Raw genomic sequence first — 16566 nt, 5'->3', positions numbered from 1 at the left:
GCTCAACCCAGCACCCGCACCGGCCGACACTCCAGCAGCAGACTCGCTCCGCCATAGCGGCTGGTGCCGATGTGCAGCGTGAACCCGTGCAGGTTGACGATGGCGGCGACCACCGAAAGCCCAAGGCCGAAGCCGTTGTGCGGGTCGCTGCTTTCGCTGCGATAGAAGCGCTGGAACACGGCGTCGCGCTCGGTCGGTGCGATGCCCGGCCCGGAATCCTGGACGTCGATGCACGGATAAGCGCCGTCAACGGCGCGACGGGCGCTGACTTCGACCGTGCCGCCTGGCGGCGTGAATTTGATCGCGTTGCCCAGCAGGTTGGTCAGCGCCTCGAACAACAGGGCGCGGTCGCCCACGAGTCTCGGAACTCGATCGTCTAGTGTCAGCAGCAGGGTGATGCCCGCTTCTTCCGCCAGCGGCAGGTAGAAGTCGTGCAGCTCCTGCAACAGTGGGTGCAAGTCCAGCTCCACAAAGGCCGAACGTCGCTGCCGGTCTTCCAGTTCAGAAATCCGCAGCAGCCCGCGAAACCGCGCCATCAGGGTGTCGGCCTCGGCGATGACCTGGGCGAGCTGCACGGTCTGGGTCGAGTCGCCGGAAGCTTGTTGCTGAATGCGATAGAGCTGGGCGCGCAGGCGGGTCAGCGGCGTGCGCAGGTCATGAGCAATGTTGTCGCAGACGCCCTTGACCTCGTTCATGAGCTTTTCGATGCGGTCCAGCATGGCGTTGACGATCACCGACAACATGTCCAGTTCGTCGCGACGGTTCGACACCGGCAAGCGGGCCGCCATGTCGCCGGCGACGATGGATTCGGCGCTGGCCTGGATCGCCCGAATGCGCCGCAGGGGGCGTCGGCGCAGGAGATGCCAGCCGGCGACGCCAGGAATGATCGTCAGGGAAATACCCCAGAGCAAGGCGCGCAGGATCAGTGCGCTGACCGCGAACAACGAGCCGTTCTCGCGGACCAGAATCAGCCAGCGCCCGTCAGCGGTGTGGGTGGCTACGGCGTCGCAGCTGTTCTGCGGCAGGTCGGGGCTGTCGGAGTCGATACAGTCGCGCAACTCATGTATCTGCCCGTCGAGCGGCAGATTGGCCGGCACCGCAGTGATCGGGCCGGACAGCGGCTTGAGCCGAGCATCGAAAAGCCCGTACGCATCCACCGCGTGCATGTCGAATGTCATGCTGGTGGCCAGCGCTTCGTCCAGCGCCTGGCCTTCGAAGCGGGAAAACAGTTGCTGGCGTTGGGTCAGTGAATGGCGAGCCAGATCGTCCAGGTAGGAAGTGACTTCCCAATACAGCACGCCCAGCAGGATGGCGCTCCAGGCGACGAACAGCGAGCTGTACAGCGCGAGCAGCCGGCTGGTGGACGAACGCCAGCCTTCAGACGGGTTCGGTAATGACATAGCCCGAGCCTCGCACGGTCTGAATCAGCGGTGCGTTGCCGGGCTGGTCGATCTTCTTGCGCAGGCGCCCGATGTGGACGTCGATAAGATTGGTGCCGGGATCGAAGTGGTAACCCCAGACTTCCTGGAAAATCATCATGCGGGTGATGACCTGGCCGCTGTTGCGCATCAGAAATTCCAGCAGTTTGTATTCGGTAGGCAAGAGCGTGAGCGGCTGCTCGCCCCGACGCGCTTCGCGGCTGATGAGGTTAAGCGTCAGGTCCGCCACCTGCAGTACGGTTTTCGACGCGGCAGCCAGGTTGCTGCGACGCAGCAGAACTTCAACCCGCGCGGCCATTTCGTCAGACGCAAACGGCTTGGGCAGGTAATCGTCGCCACCGGCGCGCAGGCCGCGCACGCGCTCGTCGACGTCGGACAAGGCGCTGATCATCAGGATCGGTGTCGCGATACCCTGAGCGCGCAGGCTGGTGACGATGGTCAGCCCGTCCATCTCCGGCAGCATACGGTCCAGGGTAATAAGGTCGTAATCGCCGCTCACCGCACGCGCCAGACCATCGCGTCCGTTGTCGACCCAATCCACGTCCAGCCCATGGCTGCTGAGCTCTGCGACGATTTCCTTCGCGGTAACGGCATCATCTTCGATTGCCAGGATTCGGGTCATGGTCTGGGCCTGAGGGAGTCGGTCGAAGCCGCATTCTGCCAACAAACACCTGTGTGTTTCCTGAAAGAAAGTTTAATCGGCGCTCAGGCCCCGTTTCAGCGGCTTTGAGCGTCCTTGACGGCCTGTTCGACGTCGGCCTTGCGCTGGTCCTGGGCGCGCTGTCTGGCCTTGCGCTCCTCCCGGGCAGTGTTGTCGTTCTCGCTGCGGATTTGAGCGTGGCTGATCAGCGCGAAGATAAAACTGCCGCCGATAATATTGCCGATTAGTGTCGGGCCCGCGAACACCAGCCAGAAATCGCTCCAGCCCAGCTCTCCGGCAAACACCAGATAGGACACCTCGGCCGAGCCGACGACGATATGGGTGAAGTCACCCAAGGCCATGAGGTAGGTGATCATCACAATCACGGCGATCTTGGCGCTTTCCATGGACGCGATCATCCAGACCATCGTCGCGATCATCCAGCCGGAAATGATGCCCTTGGAGAACATCTGGCCGACGTCGTTCTCCATGACCTTGTGGCCTATTTCCAGAAACGCCTTGTCGGTGTCCGCGTCGAAGATCGGCAGGTTGAGCATCACGTAAGCCACCAGCAAGGTGCCGCACAGGTTGCCGAACAGCACCACGCTCCATAAACGCAGGAGCCGGTAGACGTTATTGGTGGTGAACTTGGTCATCACCGGCAACACCGCGGTGATGGTGTTTTCGGTGAACAGCTGCTGGCGCGCGAGGATGACGGCAAGGAAACCCGCCGAGTAACCCAGGCTGGTGATTACGTGACTGCCTTCGATGCCGGCCAGCCTGGACTTGAACAGACCCATCGCCATCAGCGACAGGCCCATGGTCAATCCGGCCGCCAGTGCCGACCACCACAACGCCGCTGCACTGCGCTCCAGCTCGTGATCGCCCTGAATGCGGATGGTTTCGTGCAACACCGCCGCCCTGGGCGGCTGCTTCTCATCAATCTCGCGTTCTTCCTCGGCCGACAGGCCGGGGGTCTTGCCATCTGTGTCCATGCCAGTTCCTTACATGCTGCCGGTGGGTGGCATTCAGACCAGAACCGCGGGCGGACGTTCGGTAGGGACCGGCCATAGTGTGCCGCAACTTTGTAGGAGCCAGCTTGCTGTGGGCGGCAATCCAACGATCTGGCGCGCAGCGGCAGCGAAAGACAAGCACCGCCGCTACGCGCCGGATCGCCAGCAAGCTAGCTCCTACACGATCGTGGTCACCTTTTACCTGTAAGAGCTGGCTTGCCTGCGATCTGGCGCGCAGCGGCAGCAGAACCGGACGGATTGGCACCAGCGCGATAGCCTGAAAAACCGGTGAACCGGATAGCCGCCGCTACGCGCCGGATCGCGGACAAGTCCGCTCCTACACGATCGTGGTCACCTTTTACCTGTAGGAGCTGGCTTGCCTGCGATCTGGCGCGCAGCGGCAGCAGAACCGGACGGATTGGCAGCAGTGGGTTAAGACAGTTGGATCGCGCAAAGTTGCGGCACACTTCGGACCAGCAAGGCATGTCTGCAGATCAACCCAGGATCCGAGAGCTTTGCACACGCTGAACACCCACCGCCAACATAGCTTCCCACGCCGCCTGCAGCGAGCCGTTTATGTCGATGGCCCGGCAAGCATCCTCAATCACGTAGGTGGTGAAACCCGCGCTTCGCGCATCCTGCGCTGACCAGGCGACGCAGAAATCCAGTGCCAGTCCGACCACGAATACCGTGTCGATTCCGCGCTCCTTCAGGTAGCCGGCAAGGCCCGTGGTCGTGCTGCGGTCGGCTTCGAGGAAGGCTGAATAGCTGTCGATGTCGGCGTTGCAACCCTTGCGCAGAATGAGTTGCGCATGCGGCAGATCAAGGTCTGCGTGCAATTGAGCGCCGTGGCTGGCTTGCACGCAGTGATCCGGCCAGAGCGTCTGCGGGCCGTAGGGCAGGGTGATACTGTCGAACGGCGCGCGCCCTTCATGGCTGGAGGCAAACGAGATATGCCCGGCCGGATGCCAGTCCTGGGTAACGATGACCCGGGTGAACGCGGCGCCCAGGCGGTTGATCAGCGGCAGGATCGAATCACCTTCGGCGACAGCCAGCTGCCCACCGGGCATGAAGTCGTACTGCATGTCGATGACCAGCAGAGCGCAACGCGGGTCTGCGGGCTGGATGGCAAGCGGCATGGGCAGGTTCCTTGAGCGAATGCGTTAAAGGTTGCCAGTGTGCCCCGTCAACGTGGTTTTGGCGATGCAACGAAGCGATTCCATCGAAAGCGGGTTTGAGCGGTTAAGCGTGTTTGGGAATTTGTATCAATAAATAATGCGAATCTGTACCATTCGCGAAAAATCCAGCCAGCTCATGTAAGCCGGCATTTTTCGTCAGGGGCTATGCACGTCGATGCGTCGTACTTTTGTTTCTCTTTTCGTTCTCCAGGCCATGTCTCAAGCTGTCTGGGCCGATTCCTCCACTGCCGTCACCCAGTCCGTCGAGTTGCAGAACATCGACATCCAGGGAGCCACCGATACCGAGCAGGCGCTCGGGCCGGTGCAGGGTTATCGCGCTACCCGCTCCGCGAGCGCGACGCGGACTGATACGTCGATCCATGAAACCCCGCAGTCCGTCAGTGTCATGACCCGCGAGGCCGTGGAAGACATTGGCGCCACCCGCCTGCAGGACGCGCTCGATTACGCAGGCGGCGTCGGCCGCGCGAACAACTTCGGTGGCCAGGGCCTGACCACGTTTACCGTGCGAGGCTTTACCACCGGCGAGTTCTACCGCAACGGTTTCCCCATTAACCGTGGCTACCCCAACATGCCCGACACCAACACAATCGAGCGGCTCGAAGTGTTGCGCGGCCCGGCCAGTACCTTGTACGGCCGTGGCGACCCCGGCGGTACGTTCAATGTGGTGACCAAGCAACCGCTGACTGAACGCAGTGTCACGCTGGGCAGCCAGATCAACGATCAGGGCATGAAGCGCGGCACGCTCGACGCATCCGGCCCGCTGGACGACGACGGTCGCCTGGCGTACCGCCTGAACCTGATCGGCGAGGGCGGCGACACGTTCCGCGACCATGTCGAAACGGAGCGCTATGGCGTCTCGCCCGTGCTCAGCTGGCAGGTGGACGATGCGACGCGCATCACGTTCGAGGGCGATTTCATGCGCAACAATCACCCGCTCGACCGCGGTGTGACGCGTTATGCGACGCAGACCCGCACCGCCTCGCGGGATACCTTCTTTGGCGAGAAGGACATCGGCAAACTGCACAATGACAACGACATGGCCCAGTTGCGCTTCACCCATGACCTGAATGCCGACTGGACACTGGGAGGTGGCGTGCAAGTGCTCGACGGCTCGTTGTCCGGCAATGCCATCGAAGCCAACGGCCTGGCGCCGGACGGTCGGACCCTGGGGCGCAACTTCAACTACCGCAAGCTGGAATGGACAGACCGCGACGTGCAGCTGAACGTGACCGGCCATTTCAATGCCGGCGGGTTCGATCACACGCTGCTGGCCGGTGTCGAGTACGAGGACTACGACTACAAGTCGATCATCCGGCGTTCCAACGGGGCGGTGACGGCGTACCCGATCGACATTTTCGATCCGGTCTACGGCCAGCCGCGTCCGGCGCTGACCCGCATCACCACTCATGACAAGGAAAACCTCAAGACCTGGGCTGCCTTCGTGCAGGATCAGGTGGCATTGACCGAGCGTCTCAAATTACTCGCCGGCGCGCGTTTCGAGCGCTTCGAACACGATTACCAGAGCTACCTCCCGCGAACCGGCAATCCGCCGCGCTCGCTTGACTGGAACGCCAGCGACAACGCCGTCACCCCGCGCCTGGGTCTGATCTATGACCTGACCGACGACCTGGCGCTGTACGCCAACACGGCTCGCTCGTTCAAACCCAACAGTGGTGCGAGTCAGCAGGGCGGCGGCTTCAAGCCAGAGGAGGGCAAGTCGTTTGAGCTGGGCATGAAGTGGCAGGCGCTGGAAGGGCAGATGAGCGTCGAGGCCGCGGTCTATCAGATCGAAAAGAAAAACGTGCTCACCACCGATCCCGTTGACTCGACCTACAGTGTCGCAGCTGGGGAAGTGCGCAGCCGTGGCTTCGACCTGAATGTCGTCGGCAACCTGACGCCTGAATGGCGCATGATGGGCAGCTACGCCTATGTAGATGCCGAGGTGACCAAAGACAATACGCTGCGTTCGGGAACGCGGCTGTTGAACATTCCGGAACAGACCTTCAGCCTGCTCAATGTCTATGAGTTCCAGGAAGGCGCGCTGCGCGGTCTGGGGCTGGGCGCGGGCGGGCGCTACATGGACCAGCGCGCCGGCCAGACCGCCAACGTCGCGTTCTCGATGGACAGCTACACCGTGTTCGACTTGCTGGCGTACTACAAGGTCAACGAGCACGTAAAGCTTAATCTGGACGTGAAGAATGTCTTCGATTCGGACTACGAAGAGGGCGCTTTCGGCAATGTTTACGCCTATCCGGGCGCCCCTCGCACTGTGCAGATGGGGATTTCCTACAGCCTCTGATGACTCAGGCGAACTCGCGGATCGGCGCTCCGGCATGCCACGCCTGAATGTCCTCGATCATCTGGCTGAAGAACATGCGGTAGTTGTTTTCAGTCACGTAGCCGATGTGTGGGGTCGCCAGCACGTTGTCCAGCGTGCGAAACGGATGGTCCGCCGGTAACGGCTCCCGAGCGTAGACGTCGAGGGCCGCGCCGGCGATCCGGCGTTGCCGCAATGTGTCGAGCAGCGCCGCTTCGTCGACGATGGGGCCGCGTGAAGTATTGATCAGCCAGGCGCCGGGGTTCATCCAGCCAAGCGCCTCGGCATCCACCAGCCCGCGACTGCGGTCGCTCAGCACCAGATGCACGGACAGTACGTCCGCCTGCTCGAACAGCTCCTGTTTGCTGACGCGCGTGACCCCGCATTCGGCGGCAGCTTCGGCGGTCAGGTTCTGGCTCCAGGCAATGACGTTCATGCCGAATGCCTGCCCATAACGTGCAATCCACTTGCCGATGCTGCCAAGGCCGAGAATGCCCAGCGTCTTGCCGTGCAGGTCGCCGCCCAGCCCGATCTGCCAGTGCCCGGCGCGCAGCGAATTGGCTTCGGCCACCAGATTGCGTGTGGCGCCCATGATCAGCGCCCAGGTCAGTTCCGGCGCGGCATGCTTGTAGCTTTCAGTGCCGCAGACCACGACGCCCTGGCGCCGGGCCGCCTGCACGTCGATGGCGGCGTTGCGCATGCCACCGGTGACCAGCAACTTCAGCTTCGGCAACTGACTGAGCAGGGTAGCGTCGAACAGCGTGCGTTCGCGCATCACGCAAATCACCTCGAAACCGCGCAGGCGTTCGGCGAGCGTGGCGGTGTCGGCCGGGTAATCGTGCAGAAAACTGACCGTGCCAAGTGGGTCGAGCACCGACCAGTCCACCACGCCGCTGGCTACGTCCTGCCAGTCATCGAGCACCGCGATTTTTGTATGAGTCATTGCACAAGCGCCTCTTCTTTGTCCGGAAAGGTAGAGAATCGTCGCGCAGGATGGTGCCAGAAACCTGATAAGCAGGTGAAAAAAAACGGCGCGCAAGGGGGTTGCGCGCCGATTGCCAGTCAGATGGCGAGGCTACAGCTTTGAATCAAATCAGGTTCAACGCACCAGGCAAGGCTGCTTGTTGTTGAACTTCCAGTCGCTGATCAGGAACTGCATGGCGACCGCATCGTCGCGAGCGCCCAGGCCCATGCCTTTGTACAGTTCGTGGGCTTTGTGCAGCTGATCCATGTCCAGTTCCACGCCCAGACCGGGCTTCTTCGGCACTTCCACATGGCCGCCGATGATCTGCAAAGGCTGCTTGGTCAGACGCTGGCCGTCCTGCCAGATCCAGTGCGTGTCGATGGCGGTGATATCGCCCGGCGCGGCGGCGGCGACGTGGGTGAACATGGCCAGGGAAATGTCGAAGTGGTTGTTGGAATGCGAGCCCCAGGTCAGGCCCCACTCGTTGCACATCTGCGCGACCCGGACCGAGCCCTGCATGGTCCAGAAGTGTGGGTCGGCCAGCGGAATGTCCACCGACTGCAACTGGATCGCATGGCCCATTTCACGCCAGTCGGTGGCGATCATGTTGGTGGCGGTGCGCAGGCCCGTGGCGCGGCGGAACTCGGCCATTACTTCGCGGCCGGAGAAACCATTTTCGGCGCCGCACGGGTCTTCGGCGTAGGCCAGTACATGATGCTGGTCGCGGCACAAGCGGATCGCTTCTTTCAGTGACCAGGCTCCGTTGGGGTCCAGAGTGATGCGCGCATCAGGGAAACGTTCGGCAAGGGCCGTGACCGCTTCGATTTCCTCGTCGCCGCGCAACACGCCGCCCTTGAGCTTGAAGTCCTGGAAACCGTAACGCTGCTGCGCGGCCTCGGCCAGACGGACCACGGCTTCAGGGGTGAGTGCTTCCTCGTGACGAACGCGGAACCAGTCGTTGTCAGCATCCGGCTCGCTGCGGTAGGCCAGATTGGTCTTGCCTTGGTCGCCGACGTAGAACAGGTAACCCAGCATTTCAACGCTGTCGCGCTGCTGGCCTTCGCCGAGCAGAGCCGCGACCGGAACCTGCAGGTGCTGGCCGAGCAGGTCGAGCAGGCCGGCTTCCAATGCGGTCACGGCGTGGATGGTGATACGCAGATCGAACGTCTGCAGGCCACGGCCTCCCGCGTCACGTTCGGCGAACGCCTTGCGCACGTCGTTGAGAACCTTCTGATAATTGCCGATGCTGCTGCCGACGACCAGCGAGCGAGCGTCTTCCAGGGTCTGGCGAATGCGATCGCCGCCCGGTACTTCGCCGACACCGGTGTTACCGGCGTTGTCCTTGAGAATCACGATATTGCGGGTGAAGTAGGGGCCGTGGGCGCCGCTGAGGTTAAGCAGCATGTCGTCATGACCGGCGACCGGGACAACCTGCATCTCGGTGATTACAGGGGTTTTACTGGCGATTTGCGCGTTCTGAGCGTTCATTGGCGAGTCCTGTGACTGTTTTTATTGATTTCGACGGCAGTGATCAGTGCGTGGCCGATGCCTGTTGTACCGCGGCGACCGGCGTCGCGCCAGGCTTGGGCCTGTTGCGGGCGGCGAACACGATGCAGGCAGCGAGGATCGAAGTGGCGGTCAGACCGTACAGGCCGCCCTGGATCGAGCCGGTGTGCTGTTCGAGCAGGCCGAACGTGGTGGGCGCGACGAAACCACCAAGGTTGCCGACTGAGTTGATCAGCGCGATGACCGCTGCGGCGATTCGTGCATCCAGATAAGCCTGCGGAATAGGCCAGAACAACGACGATGCCGACTTGAAACCCAGCGCCGCGAAGCAGATGGCGATGAACGCGAAGATCGGGCCACCCGTGGTGGACATGAACATCCCGGCCGCGGCGATCAGCAACGCGGCGGCGACCCATGCCTGCTGACGCTTCCATTTGGCGGACAGCGCCGCGAAGGCATACATGCCGACAATCGACAGCAACCAGGGAATGGAGTTGAACATCCCGACTTCGAAGTCAGTGAGGCTGCCCATCTTCTTGATGATGCTCGGCAGCCAGAACGTGGCGGCGTAGATAGTCAGCTGGATCAGGAAGTAGATCAGGCAGAACAGCAGGATCTGGCCGTCCTTGAGCAGCTTGCCGATCGAGGCCTTGACCGGCGTGGCCGCTTCGCGCGCCGCCTGTTCCGCATCGATGGCGTTGACCAGAGCGTCCTGTTCTTCACGAGTCAGCCATTTGGCGTCGTGCGGCTTGGAATCCAGCCAGAACCAGACGAAGAAGCACAAACCTACCGAGAACATACCCTCGATGAAGTACATCCACTGCCAGCCCTTCATGCCGAAACCTGTGATTTGCAGCAGCAGGCCGGACAACGGACCGGAGATCAGCGAGGCGATGGCGGAACCGCTGAGGAAAATCGCGATGGCCTTGCCACGCTCCACGCCTGGCAACCAGCGGGTGAAGTAGTAGATGACGCCGGGGAAGAAGCCAGCTTCAGCAACGCCCAGCAGGAAACGCAGGATATAGAAGTGGGTTTCGTTCTGGATGAAAGCCATGCAGGAGGCCACCAGGCCCCAGGTCAGCATGATCCGGGTCAGCCAGATACGCGCGCCGACCTTTTGCAGCAGGATGTTGGAAGGGACTTCGAACAACGCATAGCCGATGAAGAACAGTCCGGCACCAAAGCCATAGGCCGCGGCACCGATGCCCAGATCGGTCTCCATGTGCGAGCGCACGAAGCCGATGTTCACTCGGTCGATGTAGTTGACGATAAACATGATGACGAACAGCGGCAGGACGTGACGTTTGACTTTGGAAACGGCTGACGTCAAAACCGAATCTGCGCCGCCGGCCATCCCGGGATTGGATGTGCTCAAGATTGTATCTCCCACTCGTTGTTTTTATGCGGGTTGGCAAAGTGTGTCCTTTGCATGTCGGTCATCATACAAGTAAAAAGCGGTTGCGCAAGTGGTGGAAACGGAATGTTTTGGCTGTTTCGATGGGGCTTGCGACGAAAGGCTAATCTGCTCATTGAAGCGGAATGAGGCCGTATTTACAGGGGAATCCCTTGTTATTCCGGGAGCGCCGTGCGGTGGAGGGCTTGGCGGCGCGGGCCTTTGACTGATTTTTCATCACCTGCGGGCTGCGCTGGTACAGCGCGGGCAAGGTCCGGAAAAGGGGATTTTTTCTATCTTGTATGATAAGTTGGACAAGTGAAACCCGCTTTGGCGCGCGCCACGGTGATATCATCTGCGCGTTTCAGGCTCTGCTTGTTGGCAAGAACAGACAACTTCGAGTGTCAGGACCCTTTCATGCAAGAACCCGACAGTTCCGCTCCTAAACGCCGTCAGCACAGTCTGGCGACCGATCTGGTTACCGAGCTCAGCCAGCGCATCCTGCTGGGCAAAATCGCGCCGGGCCAGAAGCTGCCCTCCGAGAACGAGATCGTTCGCGAACACGGGGTCAGTCGCACGGTGGTGCGCGAAGCCATTTCCAAATTGCAGGCGTCAGGGCTGGTGGTCACCCATCACGGCATCGGCACCTTTGTGCTGGAACGCGCCGACCAGACCGGGCTGCGGCTGAAGGTGGAAACCGTCTCGCGGGTGCGCGACATTCTGGAACTGCGCCTTGGTCTGGAAACCCAGGCGGTTGCGCTGGCCGCGGTGCGCCGCACCGAGGAGCAACTGGCGGCGATGCGCCAGGCGCTCGATGACTATCAGGACCTGCTGGCCAACGAAGACAGCTGCGTCGAAGCCGACAAGCGTTTCCATATGCTGATTGCCGAGGCCACCGGCAACCCGTACTACATCGAGATCATGCAGCATCTGGGCAGCGCAATCATTCCGCGCTCCCGCATCGCCTCCAGCGAGCGGGCCGGCGCGAATCTGGCGCATCACGGTTACCTGGCCAATCTTGAGCACGAAGCATTGCTCAGTGCGATCCGCCGCAAGGACCCGGACGCTGCGCGCGCCGCCATGTGGACCCACCTGAGCAACAGCCGTGAGCGGCTGGTGCCGCTGGAATAGTCGTCGGTCTGTCCCGGGTTCCGGCCGCTACCTCAATATCGCGCCGGCTGGCGGATTGAGGCACACTCCGGGACCTGGATCTCCAACAATAACGTGTCCCCATGCCTTCGCACTTTCCATCTCGCCCAGCGCCGGGAGCCTTCCATGTTTGCACTTGATCGAGCCCTGGCGCAGGACATCGTCGATCGGGCGATGGCGATTCTGCCGTACAACGTCAACGTCATGGACTACCTGGGCATTATCATCGGCAGTGGCGATGCGCAACGCCTTTGCACCCGTCATGAAGGCGCGCAGGCGGTATTGGCCAACGGCGAGGTGGTGGAAATCGACTCCCGCGCCGCGCAGCAGATGGGCGGGGTGAAGCCCGGCGTGAACCTGCCTTTGATGCTCGACCATAAACTGGTCGGCGTGCTGGGCATTACCGGCGAACCTGAAGAAGTCCGGGTTTATGGCGAACTGGTGAAGATGACGGCCGAGATGCTCATGGAACATCGACGCCAGCAGGCGGATCGACAGTGGCGTCAGCAGCGCAGCGAAGATCTGCTGTCGCGGCTGCTGTGGCAGGACTGTCCCGCCAGCCTGGTGGACGAGGCGCGGCAGCTGGGGCTGCAGCCGCAACTTGTGCGCCAGGTGGTGCTCATTCAGCTGGCGGAACAGGGCGAGGCGGCCGGGCAGATCGCTGCGTGGCTGGGCGCCCGCCATGCCGACAGCTGGTGTGTCGTGCGCGAGCCCACCTTGCTGTACTGGTGCCGGACCGTCGGCAAGGAGCGCGACGACGAGCAGTTGCTCAGGCAGTTCGACGAGCACGGCTGGTCGGTGGCGCGGATAGCCACGGTAGAGCCGTCGGCGGACCTTGCCACGCTGCGTCTCGCCTGCGCGGCTGCGCGTGATCTGCTGGACTATGCCGCTCACTCCAGCGCCAGCCACTTGAGGCCTGTTGCGAATCGGCGCGTCTTGCGGCTGGAAGACCATCGCCTGCCATTGCTGTTCTGGCGCTACCGACAGGACTGGCTCGCGCAGGATGTCATTGAGCCGGTTGGCCGTTTGCACAATTATCCGCAGTTGCTCGAAACCCTGTCCGGATGGCTGGCGCACAACGGGGAGAGCCAGACCTGCGCCGAAGCGCTGGGGATCCACCGCAACAGCCTGCGCTACCGGTTGGACAGGATTGCCGAAGTCACCGGTTGCAATCCGTACCACACCGACGACCTGCTGCGGCTTTATCTGGGCGTTCAAATGGCCGAGCGCCCGAGCTGAGCCAGGCGTTTGTTCAAATGACCGATCTGCGGACCGGTCTGTTGTGCGTAGGTCTGGCGGAAAATCCTTGCGGGAGTGAGAACATCCGGGCATCGGATATGGAGAACAATAATGAAAGTCGTCATCGCTCCCGATTCTTTCAAAGACAGCCTCAGCGCCCAGGCTGCCGCCGACGCCATTGCCAGCGGGCTTCGCGAAGTCTGGCCCGAGGCTGAACTGATCCAGTGCCCGATGGCCGACGGCGGCGAAGGCACCATCGAAGCGGTGCTCGCCGCGTGCAACGGCGAATGGAAGACCGCCCGCGTCAGCGGCCCGTCAGGCGCCGCCGTCGACGCACAATGGGGCTGGCTGGCGCAAAGCCGCACCGCCATCATCGAAATGGCCACGGCCAGCGGCTTGCAACTCCTGACCCTTGAACAGCGCGACGCTTGCGTCACCAGCACCTATGGGACCGGGCAGCTTATCGCGCAGGCGCTGGATACCGGGGCGCAGCGCATTATTCTCGCCATCGGCGGCAGCGCCACCAACGACGGCGGCAGCGGTATGCTGGCGGCGCTGGGCGCACGGTTTCTGGATGACCACGATCAGCCGCTGCCCGCGGGCGGTCTGGCCCTTTCCGGGCTGGCGCGTATCGACCTGAGCGGCCTCGACCCACGCCTGGCCCAGGTCAGCGTCGAAATCGCCGCTGACGTCGACAACCCTCTGTGCGGACCCAATGGCGCGTCGCACATTTTCGGCCCGCAGAAAGGCGCATCTCCACAACAAGTGCTGGCGCTCGACGCCGCCCTCGGGCACTTCGCCGACCACTCGGCGCGGGTACTGGACAAGGACGTGCGCGACAGCCCCGGCAGCGGCGCTGCCGGTGGCATGGGCTTCGCGGCCAAGGCTTACCTTAACGCGTCGTTCCGTGCCGGTGTCGAAGTGGTTGCGGACCTGACCGGTCTGGAACAGGCGCTGGCCGGCGCGGATCTGGCCATCACAGGCGAAGGCCGTTTCGATGTTCAGACGCTTCGTGGCAAGACCCCGTTCGGTGTGGCGCGCGTCGCCCGTCGTCAGGGCGTGCCGGTCATCGTGCTGGCCGGAACCCTGGGCGAAGGCTACGAGCGCTTGTATGAACACGGAATCAGCGCCGCGTTCTCGGTGGTCAGCGGACCGGGCAGCTTGGAACACGCATGCGCCAACGCCGCCAGTCTGCTGCATGACAGGGCGCGTGACCTGGCCAGGGTCTGGCGCCTCGCGGCGCGCTGACACAGTCAGGGCCACACTCAGGGCTGGCGCGCTGTATCAGCGCATCAGCCCGAGGCGCTCGTGCCACTGAGCAATGGACTCCTGCGGATAGCCTTCAAAACACTGATCGTTGTCCCGCGTGTCGATTTCCACCCAAGACGCTTTTGAATCGAGCAGCATATGGGTGCGTTCCGGCGCTTTGGGCAAAGGCGTGTCGATAGCCGAAGCAAACGGGTGGACCAGCTCGGGCCATTCCGGGCTGAACAGCCACAGGCCGCTGCCGCAATGCCTGCAGAAATGCCGCTCGGCGCTGCTGATTTCGACCTGATGGTCCTGGCGAATTCTGGCGTGATAGACGGTGATGTTTTCCCGGCCATTGACCTTGAGAGTCGCCGCGTCGCCGGACAGATTGATCGCGTATCCGCCACCGCCCTGAGTCTTGCGACAGATCGAGCAGTAGCAGCGTTGATAGGGGTAGGGGTGGGCGCTGGTAACGCTGAACTCCACCGCGCCGCAATGGCAAGACCCTTCCAGATGCATGACAAACCCTCCACGGCTTTACGAGCCAGAATTGAAGTCGGTAAGAGTCTAGACAGGCGCGCCGACAGATCGAGCGGGGTCGTTCGTCGGACACAACCAGACATAATTGTTACGCCGCCGCTCAAGAAGGCTGATGACACGTCGATACGCTCTAAAGTTGTCCGACAACTTTTTGTCGACCGCTGCCTCTCAATTGGAAGAAGAGCTACGGCCATGAATCTACGCAAACTTACCATCGCTCGCCGCGCGGGCCTGGGCTTTACCCTGATTTCCCTGCTCGTGGCCGTACTGGGCTGGTTCGCGCTGGTGCAGATGTCGGCGATCCGCCAGAGCGAGGTCGAGGTCGAAACCAACTGGCTGCCCAGCATGCGCGTCGTCAACGATATCCGCGAGATCATGCTGCGCGTGCGCACTATTTCCCTGCGTCTGGCACTCGACAACGACCCCAAGAACGTCCCGACCTACCGCAGCCAGCTGGACGTACGTAACCAGGATCTGACCAAGAAACTGGCGATTCTCGACAAGTTCGTCGACACCCCGGAAGAGCGGGCGCTCAGCGACCAGTTCCGTGTGTCGCTCGCCGAGTACCAGAAGGCGATGGACCAGTCGTTCGTGCTCGCCGGGCAGAACGACACCGCAGCGCTGAACAAGCTGCTGCTGGTCGATATGAAGCAGATCGTCGACGGCTCGGGTAAGCAGCTCAACGATCTGGCCGACTTCTATGCCGCGCGGGTCGACGAGGAAGGCAAGGCAGCCGAGTCGCAATACAACACCTCGCGTGAAATCGTCCTGATCTTCGTCGTGCTGGCCGCGCTGGCGACCATTGGCCTGGCTCTGTGGCTGACCCGCAGCATCGTCCGCCCGCTGGAACGTGCCGTGCTCGCCGCTGAATACGTGGCGCAAGGCGATCTGACCCACGACATCGTCGCCGACGGCGAAGACGAAGTGACGCGCCTGCTGCGCGCGCTGGGCACGATGCAGGACAACCTGCGCACGGCGATGCGCCATATCGGCAGCTCCGCCAGCCAGCTCGCATCGGCGGCGACCGAACTGAACTCGGTCACGGAAGACAGCTATCGCGGTCTGCATCAGCAGAACGCCGAGATCGATCAGGCGGCTACCGCCATCAACGAGATGACCTCGGCGGTGGAAGAAGTGGCGCGCAATGCGGTGTCCACTTCCGATGCATCCAACCATTCGAGCGCCTCGGCTCAGGCCGGCCAGACGCGAGTGATTGAGACCGTGCAGTCGATCCAGACGCTGACTGAAAACGTTCAGGCCACCTCGGCGCTGGTGCAGAATCTGGCCGATCAGTCCCAGGACATCGGCAAAGTGCTGGACGTGATCCGTTCCATTGCCGAGCAGACCAACCTGCTCGCGCTCAACGCCGCTATCGAAGCCGCGCGTGCCGGCGAATCGGGTCGCGGTTTTGCAGTGGTGGCTGACGAAGTGCGGGCACTGGCCCATCGCACTCAGCAGTCGACGCTGGAAATCGATTCGATGGTCAGCGCCATGCGCAGCGGTTCCGCGCAGGCACTGGAGTCGATGAGCACCAGCCGCGACCGTGCCGGCTCGACGCTGGTGCTGGCCCAAGGCGCGGGCGAGTCGCTGACTGAAATCACCTCGTCGATCAACCAGATCTCCGAGCGCAACCTGGTCATCGCCAGCGCCGCCGAGGAGCAGGCGCAGGTGGCGCGCGAAGTGGACCGCAACATCGTCAACATCCGTGACCTGTCCACTCAGTCGACCGAAGGCGCCAATCAGATCAGTGCATCCAGCCACGAACTGTCGCGTCTGGCCGCCGATCTCAATCAGGTAGTAGCGCGCTTCAAGGTCTGAATACTGTTCAGATTGATCCTGCGCGGCCCGCTTGCCGCTGACCGACCGCCGCGCGCATTATGGCGGCGGTCAGTCGGAGACCTCAGTCTGACCACCGGTAA

Annotated in this window: 13 protein-coding genes; 5 read left to right on the top strand and 8 right to left on the bottom strand. The window is 62.3% G+C overall.

Translation table 11 applies throughout. From position 1 onward, the window contains the following. Positions 1-2 precede the first annotated feature (2 nt). The 4 genes from J3P77_RS13750 to pncA form a co-directional block, all read right to left on the bottom strand. Entirely contained in the window at positions 3-1400 is a 1398-nt protein-coding gene (locus tag J3P77_RS13750; protein ID WP_434677169.1) for a sensor histidine kinase, read from the bottom strand. Beyond that, the gene (locus J3P77_RS13745; RefSeq protein ID WP_434677168.1) at positions 1378-2061 is read right to left on the bottom strand and encodes a response regulator transcription factor; all 684 of its coding nucleotides are present in this window, start codon (positions 2059-2061) and stop codon (positions 1378-1380) included. The genes J3P77_RS13750 and J3P77_RS13745 overlap by 23 nt, the downstream gene beginning before the upstream one ends. A 95-nt stretch (positions 2062-2156) precedes the next feature. Then, positions 2157-3074 carry a formate/nitrite transporter family protein gene (locus J3P77_RS13740; RefSeq protein WP_434677167.1) on the bottom strand — a complete coding sequence of 306 codons (918 nt, stop codon included), beginning with the start codon at positions 3072-3074 and terminating at the stop codon, positions 2157-2159. Between the two features lie 512 nt (positions 3075-3586). Further along, positions 3587-4231: a bifunctional nicotinamidase/pyrazinamidase gene (pncA, locus tag J3P77_RS13735; protein WP_434677166.1), complete on the bottom strand. Its 645-nt coding sequence runs from the start codon at positions 4229-4231 to the stop codon at positions 3587-3589. A 214-nt stretch (positions 4232-4445) separates the two neighbouring features. Between pncA and J3P77_RS13730 the strand changes: the two genes are divergently transcribed. After that, a complete protein-coding gene (locus J3P77_RS13730) occupies positions 4446-6590 on the top strand; it encodes a TonB-dependent siderophore receptor (protein WP_434677165.1) in 2145 nt (714 codons plus the stop codon). A gap of 4 nt (positions 6591-6594) precedes the next feature. Here J3P77_RS13730 and J3P77_RS13725 read toward each other — a convergent pair whose 3' ends face one another. From J3P77_RS13725 to J3P77_RS13715, 3 genes are all read right to left on the bottom strand, one after another. Then, on the bottom strand, positions 6595-7551 hold the full coding sequence (locus tag J3P77_RS13725) for a D-2-hydroxyacid dehydrogenase family protein (protein WP_434677164.1): 957 nt from the start codon (positions 7549-7551) through the stop codon (positions 6595-6597). A gap of 156 nt (positions 7552-7707) precedes the next feature. Beyond that, complete coding sequence (gene gudD, locus J3P77_RS13720) at positions 7708-9060, bottom strand: glucarate dehydratase (protein ID WP_434677163.1); 1353 nt, start codon at positions 9058-9060, stop codon at positions 7708-7710. Between the two features lie 43 nt (positions 9061-9103). Beyond that, the gene (locus J3P77_RS13715) at positions 9104-10432 is read right to left on the bottom strand and encodes an MFS transporter (protein ID WP_434682011.1); all 1329 of its coding nucleotides are present in this window, start codon (positions 10430-10432) and stop codon (positions 9104-9106) included. Positions 10433-10888: 456 nt separating this feature from the next. On the opposite strand from J3P77_RS13715, the gene J3P77_RS13710 reads away from it, so the two are divergent. The 3 genes from J3P77_RS13710 (at position 10889) to J3P77_RS13700 (ending at position 14107) form a co-directional block, all read left to right on the top strand. After that, on the top strand, positions 10889-11602 hold the full coding sequence (locus tag J3P77_RS13710) for a FadR/GntR family transcriptional regulator (protein WP_434677162.1): 714 nt from the start codon (positions 10889-10891) through the stop codon (positions 11600-11602). Positions 11603-11746: 144 nt separating this feature from the next. Next, a complete protein-coding gene (locus J3P77_RS13705) occupies positions 11747-12859 on the top strand; it encodes a CdaR family transcriptional regulator (protein WP_434677161.1) in 1113 nt (370 codons plus the stop codon). A 111-nt stretch (positions 12860-12970) separates the two neighbouring features. After that, positions 12971-14107, top strand: coding sequence for a glycerate kinase (locus J3P77_RS13700; RefSeq protein ID WP_434677160.1), 1137 nt, complete (start codon positions 12971-12973; stop codon positions 14105-14107). Between the two features lie 36 nt (positions 14108-14143). Here the strand turns inward: J3P77_RS13700 and J3P77_RS13695 are convergent, their stop codons facing one another. Continuing rightward, entirely contained in the window at positions 14144-14626 is a 483-nt protein-coding gene (locus J3P77_RS13695) for a GFA family protein (RefSeq protein WP_434677159.1), read from the bottom strand. A gap of 213 nt (positions 14627-14839) precedes the next feature. Between J3P77_RS13695 and J3P77_RS13690 the strand changes: the two genes are divergently transcribed. Then, positions 14840-16465, top strand: a complete 1626-nt coding sequence (locus J3P77_RS13690; protein ID WP_434677158.1) for a methyl-accepting chemotaxis protein — start codon at positions 14840-14842, stop codon at positions 16463-16465. The last annotated feature ends 101 nt before the right edge of the window (positions 16466-16566 follow it).

The sequence above is a fragment of the Pseudomonas sp. R1-18 genome (assembly GCF_051132095.1).
In the GTDB taxonomy this organism is placed as follows: domain Bacteria; phylum Pseudomonadota; class Gammaproteobacteria; order Pseudomonadales; family Pseudomonadaceae; genus Aquipseudomonas.
This window is presented reverse-complemented; position numbering and strand designations above follow the sequence as displayed.